This is a genomic window from Streptococcus moroccensis (assembly GCF_030812835.1).
GTDB lineage: Bacteria > Bacillota > Bacilli > Lactobacillales > Streptococcaceae > Streptococcus > Streptococcus moroccensis.
On the sequence record NZ_JAUSTM010000002.1, the window covers coordinates 56,161 to 77,601 of the forward strand.

The 21,441-nt window shown below is 40.9% G+C and carries 21 protein-coding genes, 1 tRNA gene and 1 riboswitch; of the genes, 15 read left to right on the forward strand and 7 right to left on the reverse strand.

Going from position 1 to position 21,441, the window contains the following annotated elements; all coding sequences use genetic code 11:
• Positions 1-45: 45 nt before the first annotated feature.
• From glyA to pyk, 6 genes are all read left to right on the forward strand, one after another.
• On the forward strand, positions 46-1,302 hold the full coding sequence (glyA, locus tag J2S23_RS01280; RefSeq protein WP_307120952.1) for a serine hydroxymethyltransferase: 1,257 nt from the start codon (positions 46-48) through the stop codon (positions 1,300-1,302).
• A 15-nt stretch (positions 1,303-1,317) separates the two neighbouring features.
• Complete coding sequence (locus tag J2S23_RS01285) at positions 1,318-2,292, forward strand: nucleoid-associated protein (RefSeq protein WP_307120953.1); 975 nt, start codon at positions 1,318-1,320, stop codon at positions 2,290-2,292.
• Positions 2,289-2,891, forward strand: coding sequence for a lysozyme family protein (locus tag J2S23_RS01290; RefSeq protein ID WP_307120954.1), 603 nt, complete (start codon positions 2,289-2,291; stop codon positions 2,889-2,891). Before J2S23_RS01285 ends, J2S23_RS01290 begins: the two co-directional genes overlap by 4 nt.
• Positions 2,892-3,141: 250 nt before the next feature.
• Positions 3,142-6,255, forward strand: coding sequence for a DNA polymerase III subunit alpha (locus tag J2S23_RS01295; protein ID WP_307120955.1), 3,114 nt, complete (start codon positions 3,142-3,144; stop codon positions 6,253-6,255).
• Between the two features lie 82 nt (positions 6,256-6,337).
• Positions 6,338-7,348: a 6-phosphofructokinase gene (gene pfkA, locus J2S23_RS01300; RefSeq protein WP_307120956.1), complete on the forward strand. Its 1,011-nt coding sequence runs from the start codon at positions 6,338-6,340 to the stop codon at positions 7,346-7,348.
• Between the two features lie 52 nt (positions 7,349-7,400).
• Entirely contained in the window at positions 7,401-8,903 is a 1,503-nt protein-coding gene (gene pyk, locus J2S23_RS01305) for a pyruvate kinase (RefSeq protein WP_307120957.1), read from the forward strand.
• A 461-nt stretch (positions 8,904-9,364) separates the two neighbouring features.
• On the opposite strand, the gene J2S23_RS01310 is transcribed toward pyk, so the two are convergent.
• Positions 9,365-9,895 (reverse strand): GNAT family N-acetyltransferase, encoded by a 531-nt coding sequence (locus tag J2S23_RS01310; RefSeq protein WP_307120958.1) that lies wholly within the window; start codon positions 9,893-9,895, stop codon positions 9,365-9,367.
• A 440-nt stretch (positions 9,896-10,335) separates the two neighbouring features.
• Between J2S23_RS01310 and J2S23_RS01315 the strand changes: the two genes are divergently transcribed.
• The 7 genes from J2S23_RS01315 to J2S23_RS01345 all read left to right on the forward strand — a co-directional run bounded on the left by J2S23_RS01315 (position 10,336) and on the right by J2S23_RS01345 (position 13,631).
• Entirely contained in the window at positions 10,336-10,983 is a 648-nt protein-coding gene (locus J2S23_RS01315) for a GntR family transcriptional regulator (RefSeq protein ID WP_307120959.1), read from the forward strand.
• Between the two features lie 232 nt (positions 10,984-11,215).
• Positions 11,216-11,806, forward strand: coding sequence for an alkaline shock response membrane anchor protein AmaP (gene amaP / locus J2S23_RS01320; RefSeq protein ID WP_307120960.1), 591 nt, complete (start codon positions 11,216-11,218; stop codon positions 11,804-11,806).
• A 9-nt stretch (positions 11,807-11,815) separates the two neighbouring features.
• Positions 11,816-12,010 (forward strand): DUF2273 domain-containing protein, encoded by a 195-nt coding sequence (locus J2S23_RS01325; protein ID WP_307120961.1) that lies wholly within the window; start codon positions 11,816-11,818, stop codon positions 12,008-12,010.
• 42 nt (positions 12,011-12,052) lie between these two features.
• Entirely contained in the window at positions 12,053-12,583 is a 531-nt protein-coding gene (locus J2S23_RS01330; RefSeq protein WP_307120962.1) for an Asp23/Gls24 family envelope stress response protein, read from the forward strand.
• Positions 12,584-12,608: 25 nt separating this feature from the next.
• Positions 12,609-12,800 carry a CsbD family protein gene (locus J2S23_RS01335; RefSeq protein ID WP_307120963.1) on the forward strand — a complete coding sequence of 64 codons (192 nt, stop codon included), beginning with the start codon at positions 12,609-12,611 and terminating at the stop codon, positions 12,798-12,800.
• A 43-nt stretch (positions 12,801-12,843) separates the two neighbouring features.
• Positions 12,844-13,386 (forward strand): Asp23/Gls24 family envelope stress response protein, encoded by a 543-nt coding sequence (locus tag J2S23_RS01340; protein ID WP_307120964.1) that lies wholly within the window; start codon positions 12,844-12,846, stop codon positions 13,384-13,386.
• A 173-nt stretch (positions 13,387-13,559) separates the two neighbouring features.
• A tRNA-Arg gene (locus J2S23_RS01345) sits at positions 13,560-13,631 on the forward strand.
• Between the two features lie 101 nt (positions 13,632-13,732).
• Here J2S23_RS01345 and rpsN read toward each other — a convergent pair.
• Positions 13,733-14,002, reverse strand: coding sequence for a 30S ribosomal protein S14 (rpsN, locus tag J2S23_RS01350; RefSeq protein WP_307120965.1), 270 nt, complete (start codon positions 14,000-14,002; stop codon positions 13,733-13,735).
• Positions 14,003-14,197: 195 nt separating this feature from the next.
• A riboswitch (Fluoride riboswitch) is annotated at positions 14,198-14,270 on the forward strand.
• Between the two features lie 40 nt (positions 14,271-14,310).
• Between rpsN and J2S23_RS01355 the strand changes: the two genes are divergently transcribed.
• Positions 14,311-15,498: a cation:proton antiporter gene (locus tag J2S23_RS01355; RefSeq protein WP_307120966.1), complete on the forward strand. Its 1,188-nt coding sequence runs from the start codon at positions 14,311-14,313 to the stop codon at positions 15,496-15,498.
• A gap of 59 nt (positions 15,499-15,557) precedes the next feature.
• Here J2S23_RS01355 and J2S23_RS01360 read toward each other — a convergent pair whose 3' ends face one another.
• Positions 15,558-15,821: a chorismate mutase gene (locus J2S23_RS01360; RefSeq protein WP_307120967.1), complete on the reverse strand. Its 264-nt coding sequence runs from the start codon at positions 15,819-15,821 to the stop codon at positions 15,558-15,560.
• A gap of 219 nt (positions 15,822-16,040) precedes the next feature.
• Between J2S23_RS01360 and J2S23_RS01365 the strand changes: the two genes are divergently transcribed.
• Entirely contained in the window at positions 16,041-16,307 is a 267-nt protein-coding gene (locus tag J2S23_RS01365) for a hypothetical protein (protein ID WP_307120968.1), read from the forward strand.
• Positions 16,308-16,334: 27 nt separating this feature from the next.
• Here the strand turns inward: J2S23_RS01365 and nrdF are convergent, their stop codons facing one another.
• The 4 genes from nrdF to J2S23_RS01385 form a co-directional block, all read right to left on the reverse strand.
• A complete protein-coding gene (gene nrdF, locus J2S23_RS01370) occupies positions 16,335-17,294 on the reverse strand; it encodes a class 1b ribonucleoside-diphosphate reductase subunit beta (protein ID WP_307120969.1) in 960 nt (319 codons plus the stop codon).
• A 416-nt stretch (positions 17,295-17,710) separates the two neighbouring features.
• Positions 17,711-19,870, reverse strand: coding sequence for a class 1b ribonucleoside-diphosphate reductase subunit alpha (gene nrdE / locus J2S23_RS01375; protein WP_307120970.1), 2,160 nt, complete (start codon positions 19,868-19,870; stop codon positions 17,711-17,713).
• A gap of 45 nt (positions 19,871-19,915) precedes the next feature.
• Positions 19,916-20,134, reverse strand: coding sequence for a glutaredoxin-like protein NrdH (nrdH, locus tag J2S23_RS01380; protein ID WP_307120971.1), 219 nt, complete (start codon positions 20,132-20,134; stop codon positions 19,916-19,918).
• Between the two features lie 147 nt (positions 20,135-20,281).
• On the reverse strand, positions 20,282-21,403 hold the full coding sequence (locus tag J2S23_RS01385; protein WP_307120972.1) for an NAD(P)/FAD-dependent oxidoreductase: 1,122 nt from the start codon (positions 21,401-21,403) through the stop codon (positions 20,282-20,284).
• Positions 21,404-21,441 lie beyond the last annotated feature (38 nt).

Sequence of the window (21,441 nt, forward strand, 5' to 3'; positions counted from 1 at the left end):
GAAAATTATATTTTTTAAGTATTTAGTATAAAAAAGGAGTACCCAATGATTTTTGATAAACCTGATTTTAAAGCATTTGATCCAGAAGTTTGGTCAGCTATTGCTGATGAAGAAACGCGTCAACAAGATAATATCGAGTTGATTGCCTCTGAAAACGTAGTCTCTAAAGCAGTTATGGCAGCTCAAGGATCAATCTTGACCAACAAATATGCTGAAGGTTATCCAGCTAAACGTTATTATGGTGGAACGGATGTGGTAGATGTGATCGAAAATTTAGCCATTGATCGGGCTAAGGAAATTTTCGGAGCTAAATTTGCCAATGTTCAACCACATTCTGGTAGTCAAGCTAATGCGGGTGCTTACCTTGCTTTAATTGAGCCTGGGGATACTGTACTTGGGATGGATCTTTCTGCAGGAGGACACTTGACTCATGGGTCGCCGGTTAATTTCTCTGGAAAAACTTATAACTTTGTTCCTTATACTGTTGACAAAGAGACGGAAGAGCTTGATTATGATCAAATCGCGGCCGTTGCAAAAGAAGTCAAACCAAAACTCATCGTAGCAGGTGCTTCAGCTTATTCACGGACTATTGATTTTGCTAAGTTCCGTGAGATTGCTGATCAGGTTGGGGCTAAATTGATGGTTGATATGGCGCATATTGCAGGACTTGTCGCTGCTGGTCTCCACCCAAGTCCAGTTCCATACGCTGATATTACAACGTCTACGACACATAAAACCCTTCGTGGTCCTCGTGGCGGCCTTATTTTAACAAATGATGAAGATTTGGCTAAGAAAATCAACTCAGCGATTTTCCCTGGTATCCAAGGCGGCCCATTGGAACATGTGATTGCAGCAAAAGCAGTTGCTTTCAAGGAATGTTTAGACCCAGAATTCAAAACTTATGCGGCAAATGTCATTGAGAACGCTAAAGCAATGGTAGAGGTCTTTAACGCACATGAAAAGTTGCATGTGGTTTCAGGTGGAACAGATAACCATCTCTTCTTGGTCGATGTGACAGCCTTGGTTGAAAATGGGAAAGTCGCACAAGATCTTCTGGAAGAGGCTAATATCACCCTCAATAAAAACTCTATTCCTTACGAAACCTTATCACCATTTAAAACATCTGGTATTCGTATTGGAACACCTGCAATTACCAGTCGTGGTATGGGTGTAGCTGAAAGCAAGAAGATTGCTGAAGCCATTATCACAGTTCTTGAGAATGCTGACAATAAAGATGTCATTGCACAAGTACGTCAAGATATCAAGGCTTTAACAGACGCTTTCCCACTTTACATTAATTAAGGAAAAGAGGATAAGATGGATATTTTTATCAAAAAAGCCATCGTCCATCAGTTTTCCCCTGAAGATACTGAACTTATCCTTGCTGATGAGTTGCTCAATTTGACTCCCAAAATGGAAGACTATTTGCGGAAGAAAATTGAGCGTGTCTACTCGGATCAGGCAAAAACGGGCATTTTTGATCTCGAAAATGCCTTTTTGTCACGATTGACGGATGACTTTTTAGAGACTTCAGTTGCTGTAGCTAACACTTGGCGAGAAGCCTTTATCCTCTCTGAAAATCAAAAAACCAATGATTTAGTGTTTCTCGATTTTGAAAGCCATGGGATAAAACATTTTTGCTTTATGCGTTTGGCCTTAAGGGAAACATTAGCCCATGTTGGGACAGAGTTGTCGAACCCCATTGTCTTAACGCAAAACAATTTACCAGGTGCAGGTTCGCCTCCTGACGAGGCACTAATTGTCAATCTAGAGAATCGACATTACCTTCTTATCGAAAAACGGATCAAACACAATGGCGCTTTTCTCAATTATTTTTCAGAGATGCTATTAGCGGTTGAGCCCGTTATCTCTGCCCAAAAATCAATCAAAACTTTGGAACAAACAGCTCAAAAAGTTGCTGCTAGTTTCAACCAAGATGATTTTCAATTTCAATCAAAAGTGAAGTCTGCCATACATAAAAACTTAGAAGAAAACCAAGAGTTGTCTCCTGAGAAATTAGCAGATCAACTATTTGAGGATAATTTAACCGCTAAGCTAAGTTTTATAGATCAAGCAAGTGAAACGATATCAGAACCTGTTAAATTAGACCAAATCGATACCAGCCGCCAACTTAAAAAATTTGAAAGTCAAAAGCTCTCTCTTTCAAATGGTATTGAATTAACGGTTCCTAATGTGGTTTATGAAGATGCAGAATCTGTTGAGTTCATTCTCAATCCAGATGGAACATACTCCATTCTGATAAAAAATATCGAGGCGATTCAGACAAAATGATGAAAAAATTATGGCGGTTTTTCCTTCTCATTTTAACGCTTGGTCTACTCTATCAAGGGTACAAACTTCATAAGGATGTTAGCCATGTGTTAACCTATCGTTCACTCGTCAGAGAGGTTATTGCTGAAACCGGAAGCTCAGTTGATGAGGATTTGGTTTTAGCCATGATTTATACGGAGACCAAAGGAAAGTCTGACGATGTCATGCAGTCCAGTGAGAGCATTCATGGGACTGCTAACACAATAACAGACAGTAAAGAAAGCATCCGACAAGGGATTCAAGTCTTGGTAGACAATGTTGCATACGCTGAAGAGTTGGGCATTGATACGTGGACCGCTGTTCAAGCCTATAATTTTGGGAAAAATTACATGGATTATGTTGCCTCTCATGGTGGCGAGAATTTGATTAAGGTTGCTAAGGCCTATTCCCGAGATGTCGTTGCTCCTAGTTTGGGTAATACGACTGGTCTAACCTACCGTTACCTGCATCCAATTGCTCTTTTACATGGAGGGGAACTTTATGTTAACGGAGGCAATATCTATTATTCGAGACAGGTGCGGGTCAATATGTATTTACTAGAAATCATGAGTTGGTTCTAAAACTCATGATTTTTTCTTTGTCTGCAAAAATTTGGTATAATTAATAAAATACTATACAATGAACAATTTTCTAAAGATAGGCCGTTTATTGTTTAAGTCAATTGGTTGACATTAGTCAGCTGTGATGCAAATTGTTTCGCCATTATCGATTAAGCACCAGAATAATCGGTTACTATAAAACAGACTACCCTTGATTTATGATAAAACAAGACAGTCGTCAATCGAAATCAGAATAGTGAGAGGAGACACCATGTTTGTACCTTTGGATACAAAAACTGTTTATAGCTTTATGGATAGTGTTATAGGAATCGAGTCCTACGTGGCAAGAGCCAAAGCTATGGGTTACCAATCGCTTGGTATGATGGATATTGACAATCTCTATGGTGCTTATCATTTTATGGAGGTTTGCTATCAATTAGGCATCCGTCCGATAGTCGGAGTGGAGATGGTCCTTGAGCACGAACAAGCACCATTAAAGGTTTATCTTGTTGCCCATAATACACAAGCTTACCAGGCTCTGATGAAGCTCTCTACTCAAAAAATGATGGGAGAAAGTAAAGTTGAAAACCTTAGGCCTTATTTAGAACAAGTAACTCTTATCTTGCCTTATCAAGAAGGCATTAATCAGGTTTCTTTGGACCTGCCTTATTACATAGGTGTTTTTCCTGAGACGCCACAGCAGTCCTTTGACCATCCAATCCTGCCGATCCAGACCGTTCGCTATTTCGATTTAGAAGAACGTCGTCTCATCCAAATGCTTCATGCTATTCGGGATAATCAGAGTTTGCAAGAAACACCCCCGATTCTAACGAAAGAAGTCCTACAGACACCGTCTGAAATGGCTCAGCTCTTTAAGGATGACTTTCCAGAGGCCTTGGATAATTTAGAGGCTCTCACATCCACTATCACTTATCAATTGGAACAATCCTTGGTCCTTCCACGATTTAATCGGGAGAGACCAGCCGTTGAAGAACTCCGGGAACGCGCATTTGAAGGTCTTTCAGAGAAGAATCATTTGTCAGCTATTTACCGAGACCGCTTAGAAAAAGAACTCGATATCATTCACCAAATGGGCTTTGATGATTATTTCTTAATCGTCTGGGATTTATTACGTTTCGGACGGAGCCAAGGCTATTACATGGGAATGGGACGGGGTTCAGCAGTCGGAAGTCTGGTTGCCTATGCTTTAGATATCACTGGCATTGATCCTGTTGACAAAAATTTACTGTTTGAGCGTTTCCTTAATTTAGAGCGTTTCAGCATGCCAGATATCGATATTGATATGCCAGATGTTTATCGACCAGAATTTATTCGCTATGTCCGGGAGAAGTATGGCAGTCGGCATGCCGCTCAAATTGTGACCTTCTCGACTTTTGGGGCAAAACAAGCCATACGTGACGTCTTTAAACGATTTGGCCTTGCTGAATACGAATTGACTAACTTGACCAAAAAAATTGGTTTTAGAGATACGCTTCAATCGGCTTATGAGCGCAATGCTAGCCTTAGGCAGCTCATTTTGAGCAAACCTGAATACCAAAAAGCATTTGAAATGGCAAAAGCGATTGAAGGACAGCCTCGTCAGACTTCAATTCATGCAGCAGGTGTTGTGATGAGCGATCATGACCTGACAGATCGGATTCCGCTAAAGCAGGGCGAAGAAATGCATCTAACCCAATACGATGCCCATGGTGTTGAGGCAAACGGACTGTTGAAGATGGACTTTTTAGGCCTAAGAAACCTGACCTTTGTCCAACGAATGGCAGAACGTGTTGCCGATAAGCATAATGTGACTATCGATATTGCTAAGATTAATCTTGAAGACCCTGATACCTTAACCCTTTTTGCCAAAGGCCAGACAAAAGGAATTTTCCAGTTTGAGGCAACAGGTGCCATCTCGCTTTTAAAACGTGTTAAACCAAATTGCTTTGAAGATATTGTTGCGACTACGTCTTTAAACCGGCCTGGTGCCAGTGATTATATTGATAATTTCATTAAGAGACGACGGGGCAAAGAACGCATTGATTTATTAGACCCTAGTATCGCAGATATCTTAGAGCCGACCTATGGGATCATGCTCTATCAAGAGCAGGTGATGCAAATTGCCCAACGTTACGCTGGTTTTAGCCTTGGTAAGGCCGATATTTTAAGACGGGCCATGGGTAAGAAAAAACCTGAAGAAATGGCTGCCATGGCTTCTGAATTCATGACAGGAGCCCTTAAAAATGGGCATTCCGAGCACCATGCCAAACAATTATTTGCTATGATGGAAAAGTTTGCCGGCTATGGGTTTAACCGTTCGCATGCATACGCTTATGCAGCCTTAGCCTTTCAGCTAGCCTATTTTAAAGCTCATTATCCGGATGTCTTCTTTGATGTCATGCTCAATTATTCCAATAATGGCTATATCGAAGATGCCCTGACCTTTGATTTTCAGGTGGCTCAGTTACACATTAACACGGTTCCTTATTATGATAAATTTGACAAAGGAAAAATTTACCTTGGTTTAAAAAATATTAAAGGACTCCCTAAAGACTTTTCTCACTGGATTATTGATCATCGCCCTTTTGCGAGTATAGAAGATTTTGTCCATCGCCTTCCAGAGCCATACGCCAAGCCTGCCCTAATAGAGCCATTGATTAAGATTGGGTTATTTGATCAATTTGAACGAAATCGTCAGAAAGTCCTGGTTAATTACCAAGGTCTCCGTGAACACCATAAACTAGGGCAGGCTAATCTGTTTGAGGATAATCCTGACATGGCCTATGGTTGGACAGACGTTGCTGATTTTTCAGAGATTGAAAAATTTCATCAAGAGCAAGAAGTCATGGGAATTGGGCTCAGTCCGCATCCCCTTGTAAAATTAGCCAAGCAGGCGGTTTATCCTATTACACCGATTCGAGATTTAGTAGCCGAGGAACAGGGGCAAATCATGGTTGAAGTCTTAGATATTCGTCAGATCCGCACAAAAAAAGGACAACCCATGGCTTTTGTAAAAGTAACAGACGCTCTAAACCAAATGGAAGTTACAGTCTTTCCAGAAGTTTATGTAACTATCGGGCGAACGCTTGAAATTGGGCAGTTTTATTATTTATCAGGAAAAATTCAAGACCGTGATGGACAGTTGCAAATGCTATTAGAAAAAGCCCTTGCCGTCCCCACAGAACAGTTTTGGGTCCAAGTGGCTAATCATGACGATGACGAGCTTGTTGCGGAATTGTTAAAACAACACCCTGGACCAGTTCCTGTGGTCTTACGGTATAAAGAATCCAATGAAACCATCCAACCTAAATACATAGGGGTTAAGAAAACGGAATCATTGGTAGATGCCTTTAAAAATAAAAATATGAAAACGATTTTTTACTAATTTTACCAGATAGAACAAGCATAACAAGAGGTTTTATGTTATAATAAATGGGTTAGAAACTAAAAAGGGAGCAAGAGTTAAAATGAAACGAATTGCTGTTTTAACCAGTGGTGGTGATGCCCCTGGTATGAACGCGGCTGCGCGTGCAGTTGTACGTAAGGCCATCTCAGAAGGTATGGAAGTTTACGGTATCCAGCATGGTTATGCCGGTATGGTTGACGGAGAAATCTTCCCCCTCGATTCACGAGCAGTAGGAGATAAAATCTCACGTGGAGGAACCTTCCTCTACTCAGCACGCTATCCAGAATTTGCAACACTGGAAGGTCAATTAAAAGGAATTGAACAACTGAAAAAGTTTGGCATCGAAGGTGTTGTTGTTATCGGTGGTGACGGATCTTACCATGGTGCTATGCGTTTGACAGAACATGGTTTTCCAGCAGTAGGAGTACCAGGTACCATTGATAATGATATCGTGGGAACAGACTTTACAATTGGATTTGATACAGCTGTAAATACAGCAATGGAATCAATTGACCGTTTGCGTGACACATCATCCAGTCACCGTCGGACCTTTATCGTTGAGGTTATGGGACGAAATGCGGGTGATATTGCTCTATGGTCAGGTATCGCTTCAGGTGCAGATCAAATTATCATTCCCGAATACCCTTATGACATTAAAGATGTCGTAGAAAACATCAATGTTGGCTTTGCTAATGGTAAGAATCACCATATCATTGTATTGGCCGAAGGTGTAAAACCAAGTACAGAGTTTGCAGAAGACTTAAAAGCGGCTGGTTATGTTGGTGATCTGCGTTTCACAGATCTTGGTCATACACAACGTGGTGGCTCACCTACGGCTCGTGATCGTGTCCTAGCTTCTCGCTTAGGATCTCGAGCAGTTGAGTTACTTAAAGAAGGTGTTGGTGGGGTTGCAGTTGGTATTCAGGATGAAGAAATTGTAACCAGTCCAATTCTTGGAACTGCTGAAGAAGGCGCCCTCTTTAGTCTGGGAGAAGATCGTAAGATTATTGTCAACAACCCTCATAAGGCTGATATTGATTTAATCAAATTAAATCAAGACCTATCTATTTAATTGTGTTATTATTGCCATCAAAGGCATAAAATAAAAGGAGAAAAACTTAATCATGAACAAACGTGTTAAAATCGTTGCTACCCTTGGACCTGCTGTTGAAACTCGCGGTGGGAAAAAATATGGAGAAGACGGTTATTGGGGTGAGCCTCTCGATGTTGAAACATCAGCACAAACCATCGCTAAATTGATTGAAGAAGGTGCTAACACATTCCGCTTTAACTTCTCTCATGGTGACCATGATGAGCAAGGTGCTCGTATGGCTACTGTTAAACGTGCAGAAGAAATTGCTGGTCGTCGTGTCGGTTTCCTTTTGGACACTAAGGGTCCTGAAATTCGTACAGAATTGTTTGAAGGTGACGCAAAAGAGTACAGCTACCAAACTGGCGATCAAATCCGTGTAGCAACTAAGCAAGGGATCAAATCAACACGTGACGTGATTGCACTTAACGTTGCTGGTGGACTTGATGTCTTTGATGATGTTGAAGTTGGAAAACAAATCCTTGTTGATGATGGTAAACTTGGTTTGACTGTTGTTGCTAAAGACGAAGAAACACGTGAATTTATCGTTGGTGTTGAAAACGACGGTATCATCGCTAAACAAAAGGGTGTTAACATCCCTTACACTAAAATTCCTTTCCCAGCATTGGCTGATCGTGACAATGCCGATATCCGTTTTGGTTTAGAGCAAGGGATTAACTTTATCGCTATTTCATTTGTTCGTACAGCTAAGGATGTCCAAGAAGTACGTGATATCTGTCATGAAACTGGTAATTCTCATGTTAAATTGTTTGCCAAAATTGAGAACCAACAAGGTATCGACAATATCGATGAGATTATTGATGCAGCAGATGGTATCATGGTAGCTCGTGGAGACATGGGTATCGAAGTTCCATTTGAAATGGTTCCAGTTTACCAAAAAATGATCATCACTAAAGTAAATGCTGCTGGTAAAGTGGTTATCACTGCAACAAACATGCTTGAAACAATGACTGAAAAACCACGTGCAACCCGTTCTGAAGTCTCTGACGTCTTCAACGCGGTTATCGATGGTACAGATGCTACTATGCTTTCAGGTGAATCTGCAAACGGTAAATACCCAGTTGAATCTGTTCGTGCAATGGCTCAAATCGCTAAGAACGCTCAAGGACTTCTTAACGAATATGGTCGTCTTGACTCTTCTGAATTTGAACGTAATGGTAAAACAGAAGTTATGGCTTCAGCAGTTAAGAACGCGACTGAGTCAATGGATATTAAATTGGTGGTATGTATTACTGAAACAGGTAACACAGCTCGATTGATCTCAAAATACCGTCCAGATGCAGACATCTTGGCTGTAACCTTTGACGAGTTGACTCAACGTAGCTTGATGATCAACTGGGGTGTCACTCCAATCGTAACTGCAAAACCAGACTCAACTGATGATATGTTTGAATTGGCTGAGGCAGAAGCAGTTAAATACGGCTTGGTAGAACCAGGCGATAACATTGTTATTGTTGCAGGTGTTCCTGTAGGTTCTGGTGGTACTAACACAATGCGTGTTCGCACAGTCCGTTAATAAGAATGATTAATCAAACGCTGGATATAATGTCCAGCGTTTTGACTTATGGTGTTTAAGAGTTGACAGTAATCGTTTTTCTGTCACGAAATTCAATTAAAAGGCTCTTTGTCAATTGTAGTGGGTGACTTATATCATTTACGAGAGAGAATTAGGTTGGCGCTCTCTTTTTGCATTCTCGTACTTTCTATAAGGCAAGCAAAAATAAACGATGAGACTTCTCGTTTAAAAAGTTGTCAAAGTTCCGGAACCTAAAGGAACATGATTTTAGTATTTAAAATGGGATAGACACTATTTGTCAGTATTTTAAGAAGTAAGTCTATAGGAAGACAGTCAGACAAAGCAAAAAGGACTTAGTTCTATGTCACATTAAAACTAAATCCATGCAATGATGCTTTATGATTGCCTCTTGGAGGCAGTCCATTTTCTATAGTTTGTTTCTAGCTTTATCATATTACAATCTATTCTAAAATATCATTATGCAGATTGACGCTATAGATCATTTTATCAATCCATTTGCCCTTTTCAAAGGCAAAATTTTTACGAGTTGTTTCATAGGATAACCCTAATCGTTTGGACAACTGTTCTGACCAAGTATTTCCAGGAGTAATTTGCGCTTCAATATGATGAAAACATAATTTTTCATAGGCACTTTTAAGTAGTGCTGAAGTTGCTTCGAATGCATAACCGTTCCCCCAATATTGATTATGAAAAACGTATCCTAACTCTCCGCATTGCATATCTGCTCTTGCAAGAGTCGCAATATTCAACATTCCCAAATGCTCACCACTTTTTAGAAAAACAGCAAATATATATACCTGATCCTGTTCCCACAGTGTTCCATGTCTATCAATTAAGCTATTAAACCAATCTTTATCACACATAGACATATCCAGTTTTCCGTCATCAAAGGGGTTTAACGATTTTCCACGATTTACAAAACTGGTGTACCAGCTCTCATAATCCCCTTCTTCGAGTGGCCGTATGACCAATCGTTCTGTAACCTTGTCATTTCATGTACACCAATGAATGAATGTTAAGCGATAGGTCTTTGAAGAAAACGGCTTCATTTTCTAGTAGTGAAAAGAGATGAATTTTTCAGGATATGTGCATTGAATTTACTATTTTCAATTCTGCTGATGTCTCCCTCAGCCATTCTATTTTATCGTTTTCCAAGTAGATACGTTTTTATCAATTCCCATAGAGAATCCTTTAAATTTAACGGTTTTGCTTTTATTTCTTTATTGTATTATAATGAGAGTAGAAGGATTATGCCGATGTGACAGCTTTTAGGTGGTAGTAATGCTATTTGTCTACGTCTTTTGTTTCTGTCACATATTCGCTTGAAAATCCGTAATAATCTCATTTTAACGATATAATAAACGAAATCCATTGCCAGTATGTGATAGGATTGGCTAGAAAGAGGAGGACAATGCCTAAAGTTGACGTCTTAAATGTAAGTTATCAAAAAGTTGCCTTAGAAATTGCCAAACAAATTTCGGAAGGAAAGTACAAAGTTGGTGAACGTGTGAAGTCACGGTCTACCATTGCAGCTTTTTTCCATGTGTCTCCTGAAACAGCCCGCAAAGCGATTAATATCCTAGCTGACTTAAACATTATGAAAGTCAAGCAAGGTAGTGGGGCAACAGTCATCTCAAAAGAAAAAGCAGAGCAATATGTCCAGCAGTTTGAAGCCACAACGACTCTTAAACGTCTCGAAAACGAATTAGTTGCCAGCCTCAAACGCCAAAATGCAGAATTGCTACGAACGAAAGAACTAGCGCAAGCTATCAGTAATCAGGCAACCCTTGTTCACAAAGAATACCCATTTCATCCCTTTGAAATGGTCGTACCAATGTCAGAACAATTAGGAAAAAACATCAGTGAGCTCAATATTTGGCACCAAACAGGGGCAACTATCATTGCGGTCATGCGGGACGATCAGATGATTCTTTCCCCTGGCCCTTACCTTTCAATTGAGGAAGGAGATATTTTCTACTTTGTCGGAAACGAGGAATCACAAGCTCGAATGGAAAATCTCTTTAGTCAAAGCAATAACAGCTCACTTAATGAAGACTAGCTTAGCTAGATTTCAAAAAGCCTGTCCTCTAACAAAACCATCAATGGCTGTTTAACAAGCATCAAGCATTGATGGTTTTTCTGTCTATAAAAATATTTTGAAATAAACCTTTATACTTGCAATTATAAAAAGAAAACGCTATACTGACAATATAGATATAAAAAGGTGTGGTCACTTATCAAAAGGTAGCATTTCTCTCTTCAAAATATTGGGGCGAAAAGGAGGACAATTTATGTCAAGAACTAAAAAATTTATAATGTGGGTACTAGGATTGTGGGTACTAGGGTTATTATTCTATAATATCTTAGCCTACCAATATGTCGTACCGATGGTATCAGGCATGAGATGGTTAGGAGTAGTGGCCAATACAGTTAATATCGCCAGACCAGCCATTACGCCATTTAGTGGTCAATTTATCTTTTGGAGCTCCATTATTTTAGCAGCAATTCTCTTAATGGCGTTGCTTATCCTTTCATTTTTTCCCAGACCAAAAACTCAGGTTAAATTGAAAGATGAAAAAGGACGATTATTATTAACAAAGAGTGCCATTGATGGTTTGGTCAAAGCGACCATCAGCAATCAGGTGTTCATGAAAAATCCATCCGTTAGTTCGAAGCTTTATAAAAATAAAATTGTTGTATCTGTAAAAGGTGGTATCATACCACGTCAAGGGGCGGCAGAAAAAGCTAAAGCGATTGAAGAGTTGCTCGTTCAAAATCTTCGCGAATTTGTTGGTCTAGACTACCCATTGAAGTTTAAAGTGACAGTCACAGATACTGAGATTGAAACATCTCAAGAGCAAAATGCTCCACGAGTGATTTAGGAGGGTACTATGTTATTTTTAGAACGCTATAAATATCCAATTGCAGGTGGCTTGTTAGGCCTTATCTTCATACTGCCTTTCCTGACATTAGGATTTGTTAAAGCATTAATTCTGTTTGCTTTTATTGCTATCTGTGCCTTTTTAGGCCACTACTTTAGACACTCTGGTGTACTTGAAAACATCCTTTCAAGATTTCATATGTAAACCATTTTAACTATTTACCCTATTCGTAAGGAGGAACATTTTATGACAAACTCATTTGATCAGTTAACTGTTGAAACAACACAGGCACCTGCTACTACCGGTGGCACATTGACCTATGAAAACAAAGTTATTGAAAAGATAGTAGGCTATGGCTTGCTCAATGTTGATGGCTTGTTAGCAGTCGATGGTGGTTTCTTGAACAACTTGAAGAACAAAGTTGTCAATAACACCAACGTTCGTGATGGCATTAATGTAGAAGTTGGTAAAAAGCAAGTGGCTGTTGATCTTAATGTCATTGTGGAATATCAGAAACATATTGCTACGATCTTTGAAAACATAAAATCTGTTGTCATTGAAGAAGTTGGTCGTATGACTGACCTTGAAGTTGTCGAGGTGAACGTTAACGTTGTTGACATCAAGACGCGTGAACAACACCAGTCTGACGATGTGACTGTCCAAGACCATCTTGTCAGAGCTGGACAGGCTACGAGTGAACTAACATCGACCCAAATCAATAATGCAAAGGCGTCATTGGCTGAAGTTTCAGAATCCAACGAGCCACGAGTCGTTTAATTATTAATAAAAAAGGAGGCCACCTATGAGTCAAGAAAAATTCGATGCAAAATTAGACCAAGCTAAAGGTAGCGTGAAAGAAGTAGCAGGTAAACTGACCGATGATAAAAGCTTAGAAGCTGAAGGTAAGGTAGACAAACTTTCAGGTAAAGCTAAGGAAGTGGCAAAGGATGTCAAAGACACAGTCACTGGAGCTGTAGAAAGTTTGAAAAAATAAGGATACAGCAGTAAATATCAGTCAACAGTGAAAGGAGACTAGTATGACAAATACCCTTCAAAATGAATTAAACAATATTACAGTACCTCACGAAAGCAATGAAATGCGAGGAAGCATTACCTATGAAAACAGAGTTGTCGAAAAAATTGTGGGTAAAGCTTTAGAAACAGTTCCAGGATTATTATCTGTAAGTGGCGGTTTCTTCTCCAATTTGAAAAACAAAACGGTTAACTCCAACAATGTGACCGATGGTGTGAATGTTGAAGTTGGTCAAAAAGAAGTCGCTGTTGATTTAGATATTGTTGTTGAATACGGTAAAGACATTCCAGACATCGTGGATCAAATGAAATCAGTTATTAGCAATGCAGTAGCTGATATGACGCATCTCGAAGTCGTTGAGGTGAATGTTAATGTCGTAGATACTAAAACACGAGCTGAACATGAGGCTGAATCTGTAACGGTTCAAGATAAATTAACTGGAGCAGCAAAAGCTACAGGAGAGTTTACATCTAAGCAGGCGTCAAATATAAAGACAGCTGTTGACAATGGTGCAGAAGCTCTTAGCACAGAACCTCGCGTTAATTAAGATAATCTAGATAATAGTTAAAATGGGAGGTCAGGTGATTTACCTGACCTTCTCTTTTTAAGACTTCAAAAAAATCCAGTACGCATAGTCACTCCTTCAGATAATTTTAGAAAGAGGACCATTTAAACTTGACAACTTTTTGATAATTCAGTATGCTAAGATTATCTGATTTTCTCCCCTTAGTTAAGTGGATATAACAAGTTCCTCCTAAGAATTAGTCGCTGGTTCGACTCCGGCAGGGGAGATCTATCTTTTGCTACTAAAATATTTCTGACATAGTGAAACATTTGCTAAAAAACAAAAAGGCCTTACAAGGGCCTTTTTGTGGAGTGAAAATGAAAGCAGTTTACCAGCTAGCTTTTTTGACACCAGGTAAATGCCCCTTATGGGCCAATTCACGGAAAGTAATCCGACTAACACCAAACTTTCGCATATAAGCATGAGGTCTTCCGTCTGTTCTATCCCTGTTTTTTAAACGATTAGGGTTCGAATCTCTAGGAAGTTTACGCAGTGCTTCGTAATCACCTGCTGCCTTGAGTTCTCGCCTTAATTCGGCGTATTGCTCAATGAGTTTGACTTGCTTATTGTATCGTGCTATTTTGGATTTTTTTGCCATGAATTCTCCTTGTCTAAATTAACTTAACCAGTTAACTGTATATAGTATACCATTTAATCTTTTAAAAAGCAAGGAAAAAATCAAAAATATGAAAAATAAGAAAAGTGGAAGTTAATGGACATCTTTTCAAACATTCTGAAAAGCATTTTCAAAAACAGATTGAAAAAAACACCAAGTTGTGGTAAACTTAGGTTACTATAAAAAGGGAATGATGATCTCCCTTGGGAAACCTAAACCGCTGAAAAAAGCTGATGACGTCTGCGTAATGCAGGGTTGTCAGTTTTTTGCTTTTTTATTAAAGGAGTCTTATGTTAACATCACTTGGTTTAATTTTGCTATTTGGTCTCTTATTTGCTAATCTTTTTCAGCGCCTTCGCTTACCACCTATCATTGGGATGCTAGTTGCTGGGGTCTTCATTGGTCCAGTTGCGTTCAATTTGCTAGACAGTCAAACCTTAGCGGTCTCAGCAGATCTACGAAGAATCGCTCTCATCGTCATTCTCTTAAAGGCTGGATTAACCTTAAACCTTTCAGATTTGAAAAAAGTCGGGAGACCAGCTATTCTCCTGGCCTTTTTACCGGCTAGTTTTGAATTATTGGCCTACTATCTTTTTGCCCCTATTTTACTTGGAATTAATCAGATTGAAGCCTTGCTTATGGGTGCTGTTCTAGCGGCAGTCTCTCCCGCTGTCGTTGTTCCTCGCATGGTCCATATGATTGAAAATGGGATTGGCACAGAAAAACAAATCCCTCAAATAATCTTAGCTGGTGCTTCCTGTGACGATATTTTTGTTCTGGTTCTCTTCAGTACCTTCACAAGCATGGCTCAGGGGCATGCTGTTTCAGTTTTCAGCTTCCTTCAAATCCCGATTTCTATCTTTCTAGGTCTTGCTATTGGTGCATTATTGGGTCTAGTTCTAGCTAAGGTATGGAAATGGTTGACTAAACGGCAAAAACACATGACTGGCACTTATAAGGTTATCTTGCTCTTAGCCCTATCTTTTATGCTCATGGGAATCGAAAATAGCCTACAGGGACATGTGCCCTTTTCAGGGCTATTGGCAGTTGTTAGCATGGCTGCTGCCTTAAAATTAAAAAGCCCCCAAGGATTAATTGCTAACCTTTCAGATCAAATGGGGAAGGTTTGGCAAGCGGCAGAAATTGTGCTCTTTGTCCTCGTTGGAGCAGCAGTAGATGTAAGATATACACTAGAGGCAGGCTTAATGGCTGTTATTCTCATTTTTGGTGCTCTCTTAATTCGTACATTTGGTGTCATCCTATCGCTTCAAGGGACTTCCTTAACGGTAAAAGAAAAATTATTTTGCGTCATTGCCTATCTACCAAAGGCAACTGTCCAAGCAGCCATAGGCTCTGTACCCCTTTCTCTTGGTCTAGAATCAGGGCCAATCATCCTGGCAGTAGCCGTGCTCGGTATTCTGATCACAGCGCCTTTAGGCGCTATTGGCATCGATTATTCCTACAAGAAGCTCCTCTGATACGACAAAGCCCTCTAATCGGTGATTAGAGGGCTTATTTGCTATTAAAGGTATAATAATCATTGCTTCGCTTGATACTCTCTAGAGCGGGCCATCATGTCGGAGAAGGTCGCTACAATGGTTTCTTCATAGCTCTTATCTTGGACCAATTGAGCCACTTTGTCAAGAACGGCTTGCTCGCGCCCGCTATCTAGCACTGGGATGGCATGCACTTTTTTATAGGCGATCACCTGACTCACCTCTGTCATCCGCTTTTCCAAAAGAGCAACCAATTCACGGTCAATCTGATCAATATGCTGACGGCTGATTTCTAAATCTTGCATAACTACCTCCGAATCCTTTGTACTATTGTAACAAAAAAAGCAAAAGGAGGCTAGTTTGTCATCATAGAAAGATTTGTTTATTTTTCATCTTGACAAAGTTTTTTTAAATCCTATACTAAATCATAAAAGAGTTTTGGAGCTCATATGAAGGGATTAGAGTGATTAGAAGCTGAGCCAAATCGCAGGGACTACGTGATATTAGGGGTGCTGATTCTGGTGATGAAGCTGGTGATTTATGATCCTTGGTATTGGATTTATGATGGCTTGGTATGGTTGGGAGCAGATGAGTTTCCAAGGACACTTGTGTTTACCTTGGTTAAGTTTGGTTTGGGGCTCGTTTTATTAATTGTTTTACCCAAGTATGTCGGGTCGGGTATTTTTCTCTTTACCAAAATCACTTGGAAAGTCGTCCTAGAAATAGCAGTAGTGGTGAATATGCTTAGATTTACTCTAGACATAAGAAAACCATCTCTAGTAATTGGCTAGAGATGGTTTTGTGAAGTGTGGTGCTTTTTACATACCGTAGAGGTAATCGTCATCCTGCATGGCTTCCACTTCGCCAAGGAGGTAGCCATTACCGACTTGAGAGAAGAAGTCGTGATTGGATGTTCCAGTAGAGATACCGTTCATGACGATTGGGTTAACGTCAGAAGCTGAGTCTGGGAAGAGTGGGTCTTGTCCGAGGTTCATGAGGGCCTTGTTGGCGTTGTAGCGCAAGAAGGTCTTCACTTCCTCCGTCCAGCCGACACCATCGTAAAGGGACTCTGTATAGCCTTCTTCGTTCTCGTAGAGGGTGTAAAGGAGGTCATACATCCATTCACGGAGGCGTTCTTGCTCGTCTTCTGGCAACTCATTGTAGGCTAATTGGAATTTGTAACCAATGTATGTACCATGGACAGACTCGTCACGGATGATGAGTTTGATGATTTCAGCCACGTTAGCGAGCTTGTTATTACCAAGGTAGTAGAGCGGTGTGAAGAAACCAGAGTAGAAGAGGAAGGTTTCTAGGAATACACTGGCGATTTTCTTTTCGAGCGCTGTGCCGTTAAGGTAGATTTCGTTGATGATTTCAGCCTTGCGTTGCAAGTATTCATTGCTGTTGGTCCAGTCAAAAATCTCATCAATCTCAGACTTGGTGTTGAGGGTTGAGAAGATAGAAGAGTAAGATTTGGCATGGACAGATTCCATGAACTGGATGTTGTTGAGGACAGCTTCCTCGTGTGGCGTGCGGACGTCCTGACGGATGGCTTCAACCCCAGTTTCAGACTGCATGGTGTCAAGAAGTGTCAAGCCTCCAAATACTTTACCGACCAGGTCTTTTTCCTGGTCCGTAAGGCTGCGCCAGTCATCTAAGTCATTTGAGAGTGGGATACGAGTATCGAGCCAAAATTGCTCGGTTAGCTTTTCCCAAGTCGACTTATCGATGGCATCTTCAATGGCATTCCAGTTAATGGCTTTATAGTAAGTGGTCATAATTTCTCCAATTTTAGCAAAATATGCTATCCTATACTTATAAAAGAGTTGTGAAAGGGTTCTCTTTATGATTGATATTATTTTAGAACTGTTAATAGAGGCACTGTTTGTATCGACGGACCTTTACATGGAAAAGCCCAGAAGGACTTGGAAAGGCAAATGCCTACAAGTTCTAATCTGGTTGGCTTTTCTATTAGGAATCCTCGGATTAGCAGGACTAGGAGCGGTGATACTGTTCAGCGCTATGGAAAAGGAACGCTCCCTTGTTCATTATGGCTTAGTGGGTATTGTGCTCCTCTCGCTCCTTGTCCTCATTAGACTGGGTTTGAAGCGATTCCTTCGGTACAGTCAGTATGTGAGTTTATATGTTATGAAAAGAAGAGGTTAGAGTAGTCTGACCTCTTTTTCATTGCTGATTAAATCACACAGCTTTCACATTGGTTAGCACCAACCTCATCTCCATCATCAGTAAAGGTACGGATGTAGTAGATTGACTTGATGCCTTTGTTGAAGGCGTAGTTACGAAGGATAGAAAGATCGCGGGTTGTTTGTTTGCGCTCTTTTTTCCATTCGTAAAGGCCTTCAGGGATGTCGCTGCGAAGGAAGAGGGTCATTGAGAGACCTTGGTCCACGTGCTCTGTTGCTGCAGCATAGACATCGATGACCTTACGCATGTCCATATCGTAAGCAGAAGTGTAGTAAGGGATGGTTTCAGTTGAGAGACCAGCAGCAGGGTAGTAAATCTTACCGATTTTCTTCTCTTGACGTTCTTCAATTCGCTGAGTGATCGGATGGATGGAAGCAGAAACATCATTGATGTAGCTGATCGAGCCGTTTGGTGCCACTGCGAGACGGTTTTGATGGTAGAGGCCGTCTGCCATGACCTTGGCCTTAAGCTCAGCCCAATCTTCTGCAGTTGGGATGAAGATATCGGCAAAGAGTTCTTTTACCTTGTCAGACTGAGGAACATATTGGCCGTCAGTGTATTTGTCAAAGTAGCTACCGTTCGCGTAATCAGACTTGTCAAAGTTATGGAAGGTTACGGCACGCTCACGCGCAATGTTGTTAGACTCAACCAAGGTCCAGTAGTTCATCAGCATAAAGTAAATGCTTGTAAACTCAATAGACTCTGGGCTACCATATTCCATAAGGTTTTGTGCCAGGTAAGAATGGAGACCCATAGCCCCCAAACCGAAGGTGTGTGCTAACTCATTTCCATGGTTAACCGTTGGTACAGCGTGGATGTGTGATGAGTCAGTGACAAATGTCAAGGCGCGTGTCATGGTACGGATTGACTTACCAAAGTCTGGGGAAGTCATCATGTTCACCACGTTAGTAGATCCCAAGTTACATGAAATGTCGGTCCCCATCTTGACAAATTCTTGCTTGTCATTGATGATAGAAGGTTCTTGGACTTGAAGAATCTCAGAACAGAGGTTTGACATGGTAATCATGCCATCGATTGGATTGGTTTTGTTTGCGGTATCAATGTTAATCACGTATGGGTAGCCAGATTCTTGCTGGAGTTTTGAGATTTCAGTCTCGAGGTCACGCGCACGAATCTTAGTCTTGCGGATACGTGGGTTAGCCACCAATTCATCGTATTTTTCAGTGATGTCAATGTAGTTAAATGGCACACCGTACTCTAATTCGACAGAGTATGGGCTGAAGAGGTACATATCTTCATTTTTGCGGGCTAATTCGTAGAATTTATCCGGAATGGTAACCCCAAGGGAGAGCGTCTTCACACGGACCTTCTCATCAGCATTTTCTTTCTTCGTCGATAGGAAAGCGATGATGTCTGGATGGAAAACGTTGAGGTAAACGACACCAGCACCTTGACGTTGGCCAAGTTGGTTGGAGTAGGAGAAGCTATCTTCAAAGAGCTTCATAACAGGGACAACCCCTGATGCAGCACCTTCGTAGCCCTTGATAGGTGCACCTGCTTCACGGAGGTTATTGAGGGAAATCCCTACACCACCACCGATACGAGAAAGTTGAAGAGCAGAGTTGATGGAGCGTCCGATAGCGTTCATATCGTCCGTCACCTGAATCAAGAAACAGGATACCAACTCCCCACGGCGGGCACGGCCCGCGTTCAAGAACGATGGCGTAGCAGGTTGGTAGCGTTGGTGTACCATTTCATTTGCTAGGCTAAGGGCCAACTCTTCATCACCATTGGCGAAGTAGAGGGCGTTGAACATCACACGGTCTTCTAGAGATTCTAAATAGTAGCGGCCATCATTGGTTTTGAGGGCATACTGGTTGTAGAATTTATAAGCAGCCATGAAAGACTTAAATTGGAACTTTTGTTCTTTTAAGAAATCTGCTAGTTCTGTGAAAAACTCACGACGGTAAAGGCCGACGAATTCTTTTTCAATGTAGTTTTCAGCGATTAAGTAATCAATCTTATCATTAATACTTGCAAACACCTTGGTGTTTGGAATCACATTTTCGCGAAAGAAGGCATCCAGGGCTTCCTTGTCTTTGTGAAGTGGGATTTGCCCGTTGACGGGACGGTTGATTTCATTGTTGAGACGGAAGTAGGACACGTCTCCAAGATCTTTGAGGCTCATAAGTTTCCTTTTTCTAATGGATTTATTGGCAAAATAAAAAAACGGTTAGGCTAGAGCCTTTAACTTGGCAGGTTGAAAACCAGCCCAAACATCCGTCGGGGTTTGAATGACAGGAGCAGCCGAAAACCCTAAATCTTTCACTTGTTGGATAAATTCAGGTTGTTCATCAAGATTGATTTCTTTAAAATCAACCCCTAATTTGACCAATTCTTTTTTGGTCATGTTACATTGCATGCAGTTGTTTTTAGAATAAACAGTTACCATGAGAAACTCCTTTAACTTCAAGTAATTCTCATCTAGTATACCAGATTTGGGAAGAATGTCAAGATAAAAACACCAGATATTGTGTTATGTATTTTGCAATCTCACAATATATGGTGTTCAAATCAATAGAGCAGAAAGCTTATCAAATCAAGCTTTTGAGTGCTTTTGGATGTATTTTGACGGCGAATAAGGAGCAATATCGTAATCAGGATCCTGCCCTAAAATGTGTTGGGCTATTTGCCAAGCGATAAATGGGCCATTCGTTAAACCTGATGAGCCTAGACCAGAGGCCACCCAAAGGTGCTCATGGTTTGGAACAGTCCCGTAAAATGGGGCATAATCAGACGTATAAGCACGTGTGCCAACACGAACTTTTGTGACGTCTTGATCGGCTAAGGTTGCTATAAAACTGCTAGCTTTTTCCTTTAACCCAGAAATAATCTCTTGGTCTACAGAAATATCATAACCCATATCGTTTTCATGACTGGCACCAATCACTAAACGACCATTTTCAAATGGTAGAAGATCAATCTCCCCTGGAGGCATACAAACAGGCCATGAATCTGTTTCAAAGTCTGTTTGAAATTCTAACAATTGGCCTTTTTGAGGGCGAACATCGACCTCGTAGCCGAGAGGGGAGAGGAGCTGTGGCAGCCAAGCGCCAACCGCTAAGACAATAGTCTCAGCCAGATATGTGTCACCTTGATAAAGAACTGTGTGCTCATCGATCAGCTCTGCCGATCCTTGGAGATAGGTGCCACCATTTTGGATAAAGAGCTGTCTTAAATCCTCGACGAGCTGTGCTCCATTAAGTCGACCGCCGCCAGTCGCAAAGACGGCACCATAGTCGCTTCTAAAAGGAGGAATAACTTCAGTGACTTCTTCTGGGGTATGGATGGTAACCTCACCGATTCTTGGGCAATCGACACGCCTTTCATCGGCTAGTTGGACTGCTCGCTCCAGATGTTCATCCTTTTTCTTAAAGATAAAGGTTCCAGTTTGTTTGTAAGGGAGGCTTTCCAAACCGTCTTTGCTCAAGTCTTTCATAAAGGGCTCATAAAAGGCCGCACCTTGACTTGTTAGACGGTACCAATCCTTGTTTCTTTTTAGAGTAAACCAAGGACAAATGATGCCTGCTGCAGCCTTGGTTGCTTGGCCTGTTCCATCGTCGATAAGGGTAACCTGGTGATCAGGTGATTTAGAAAGGTAGTAGGCAGCAGTCGATCCGACGATGCCACCACCGATAATAATAATTGATTTTGTTTCCATGTGACTATTATAACATGAAATGGCGCACATTGTGAAAA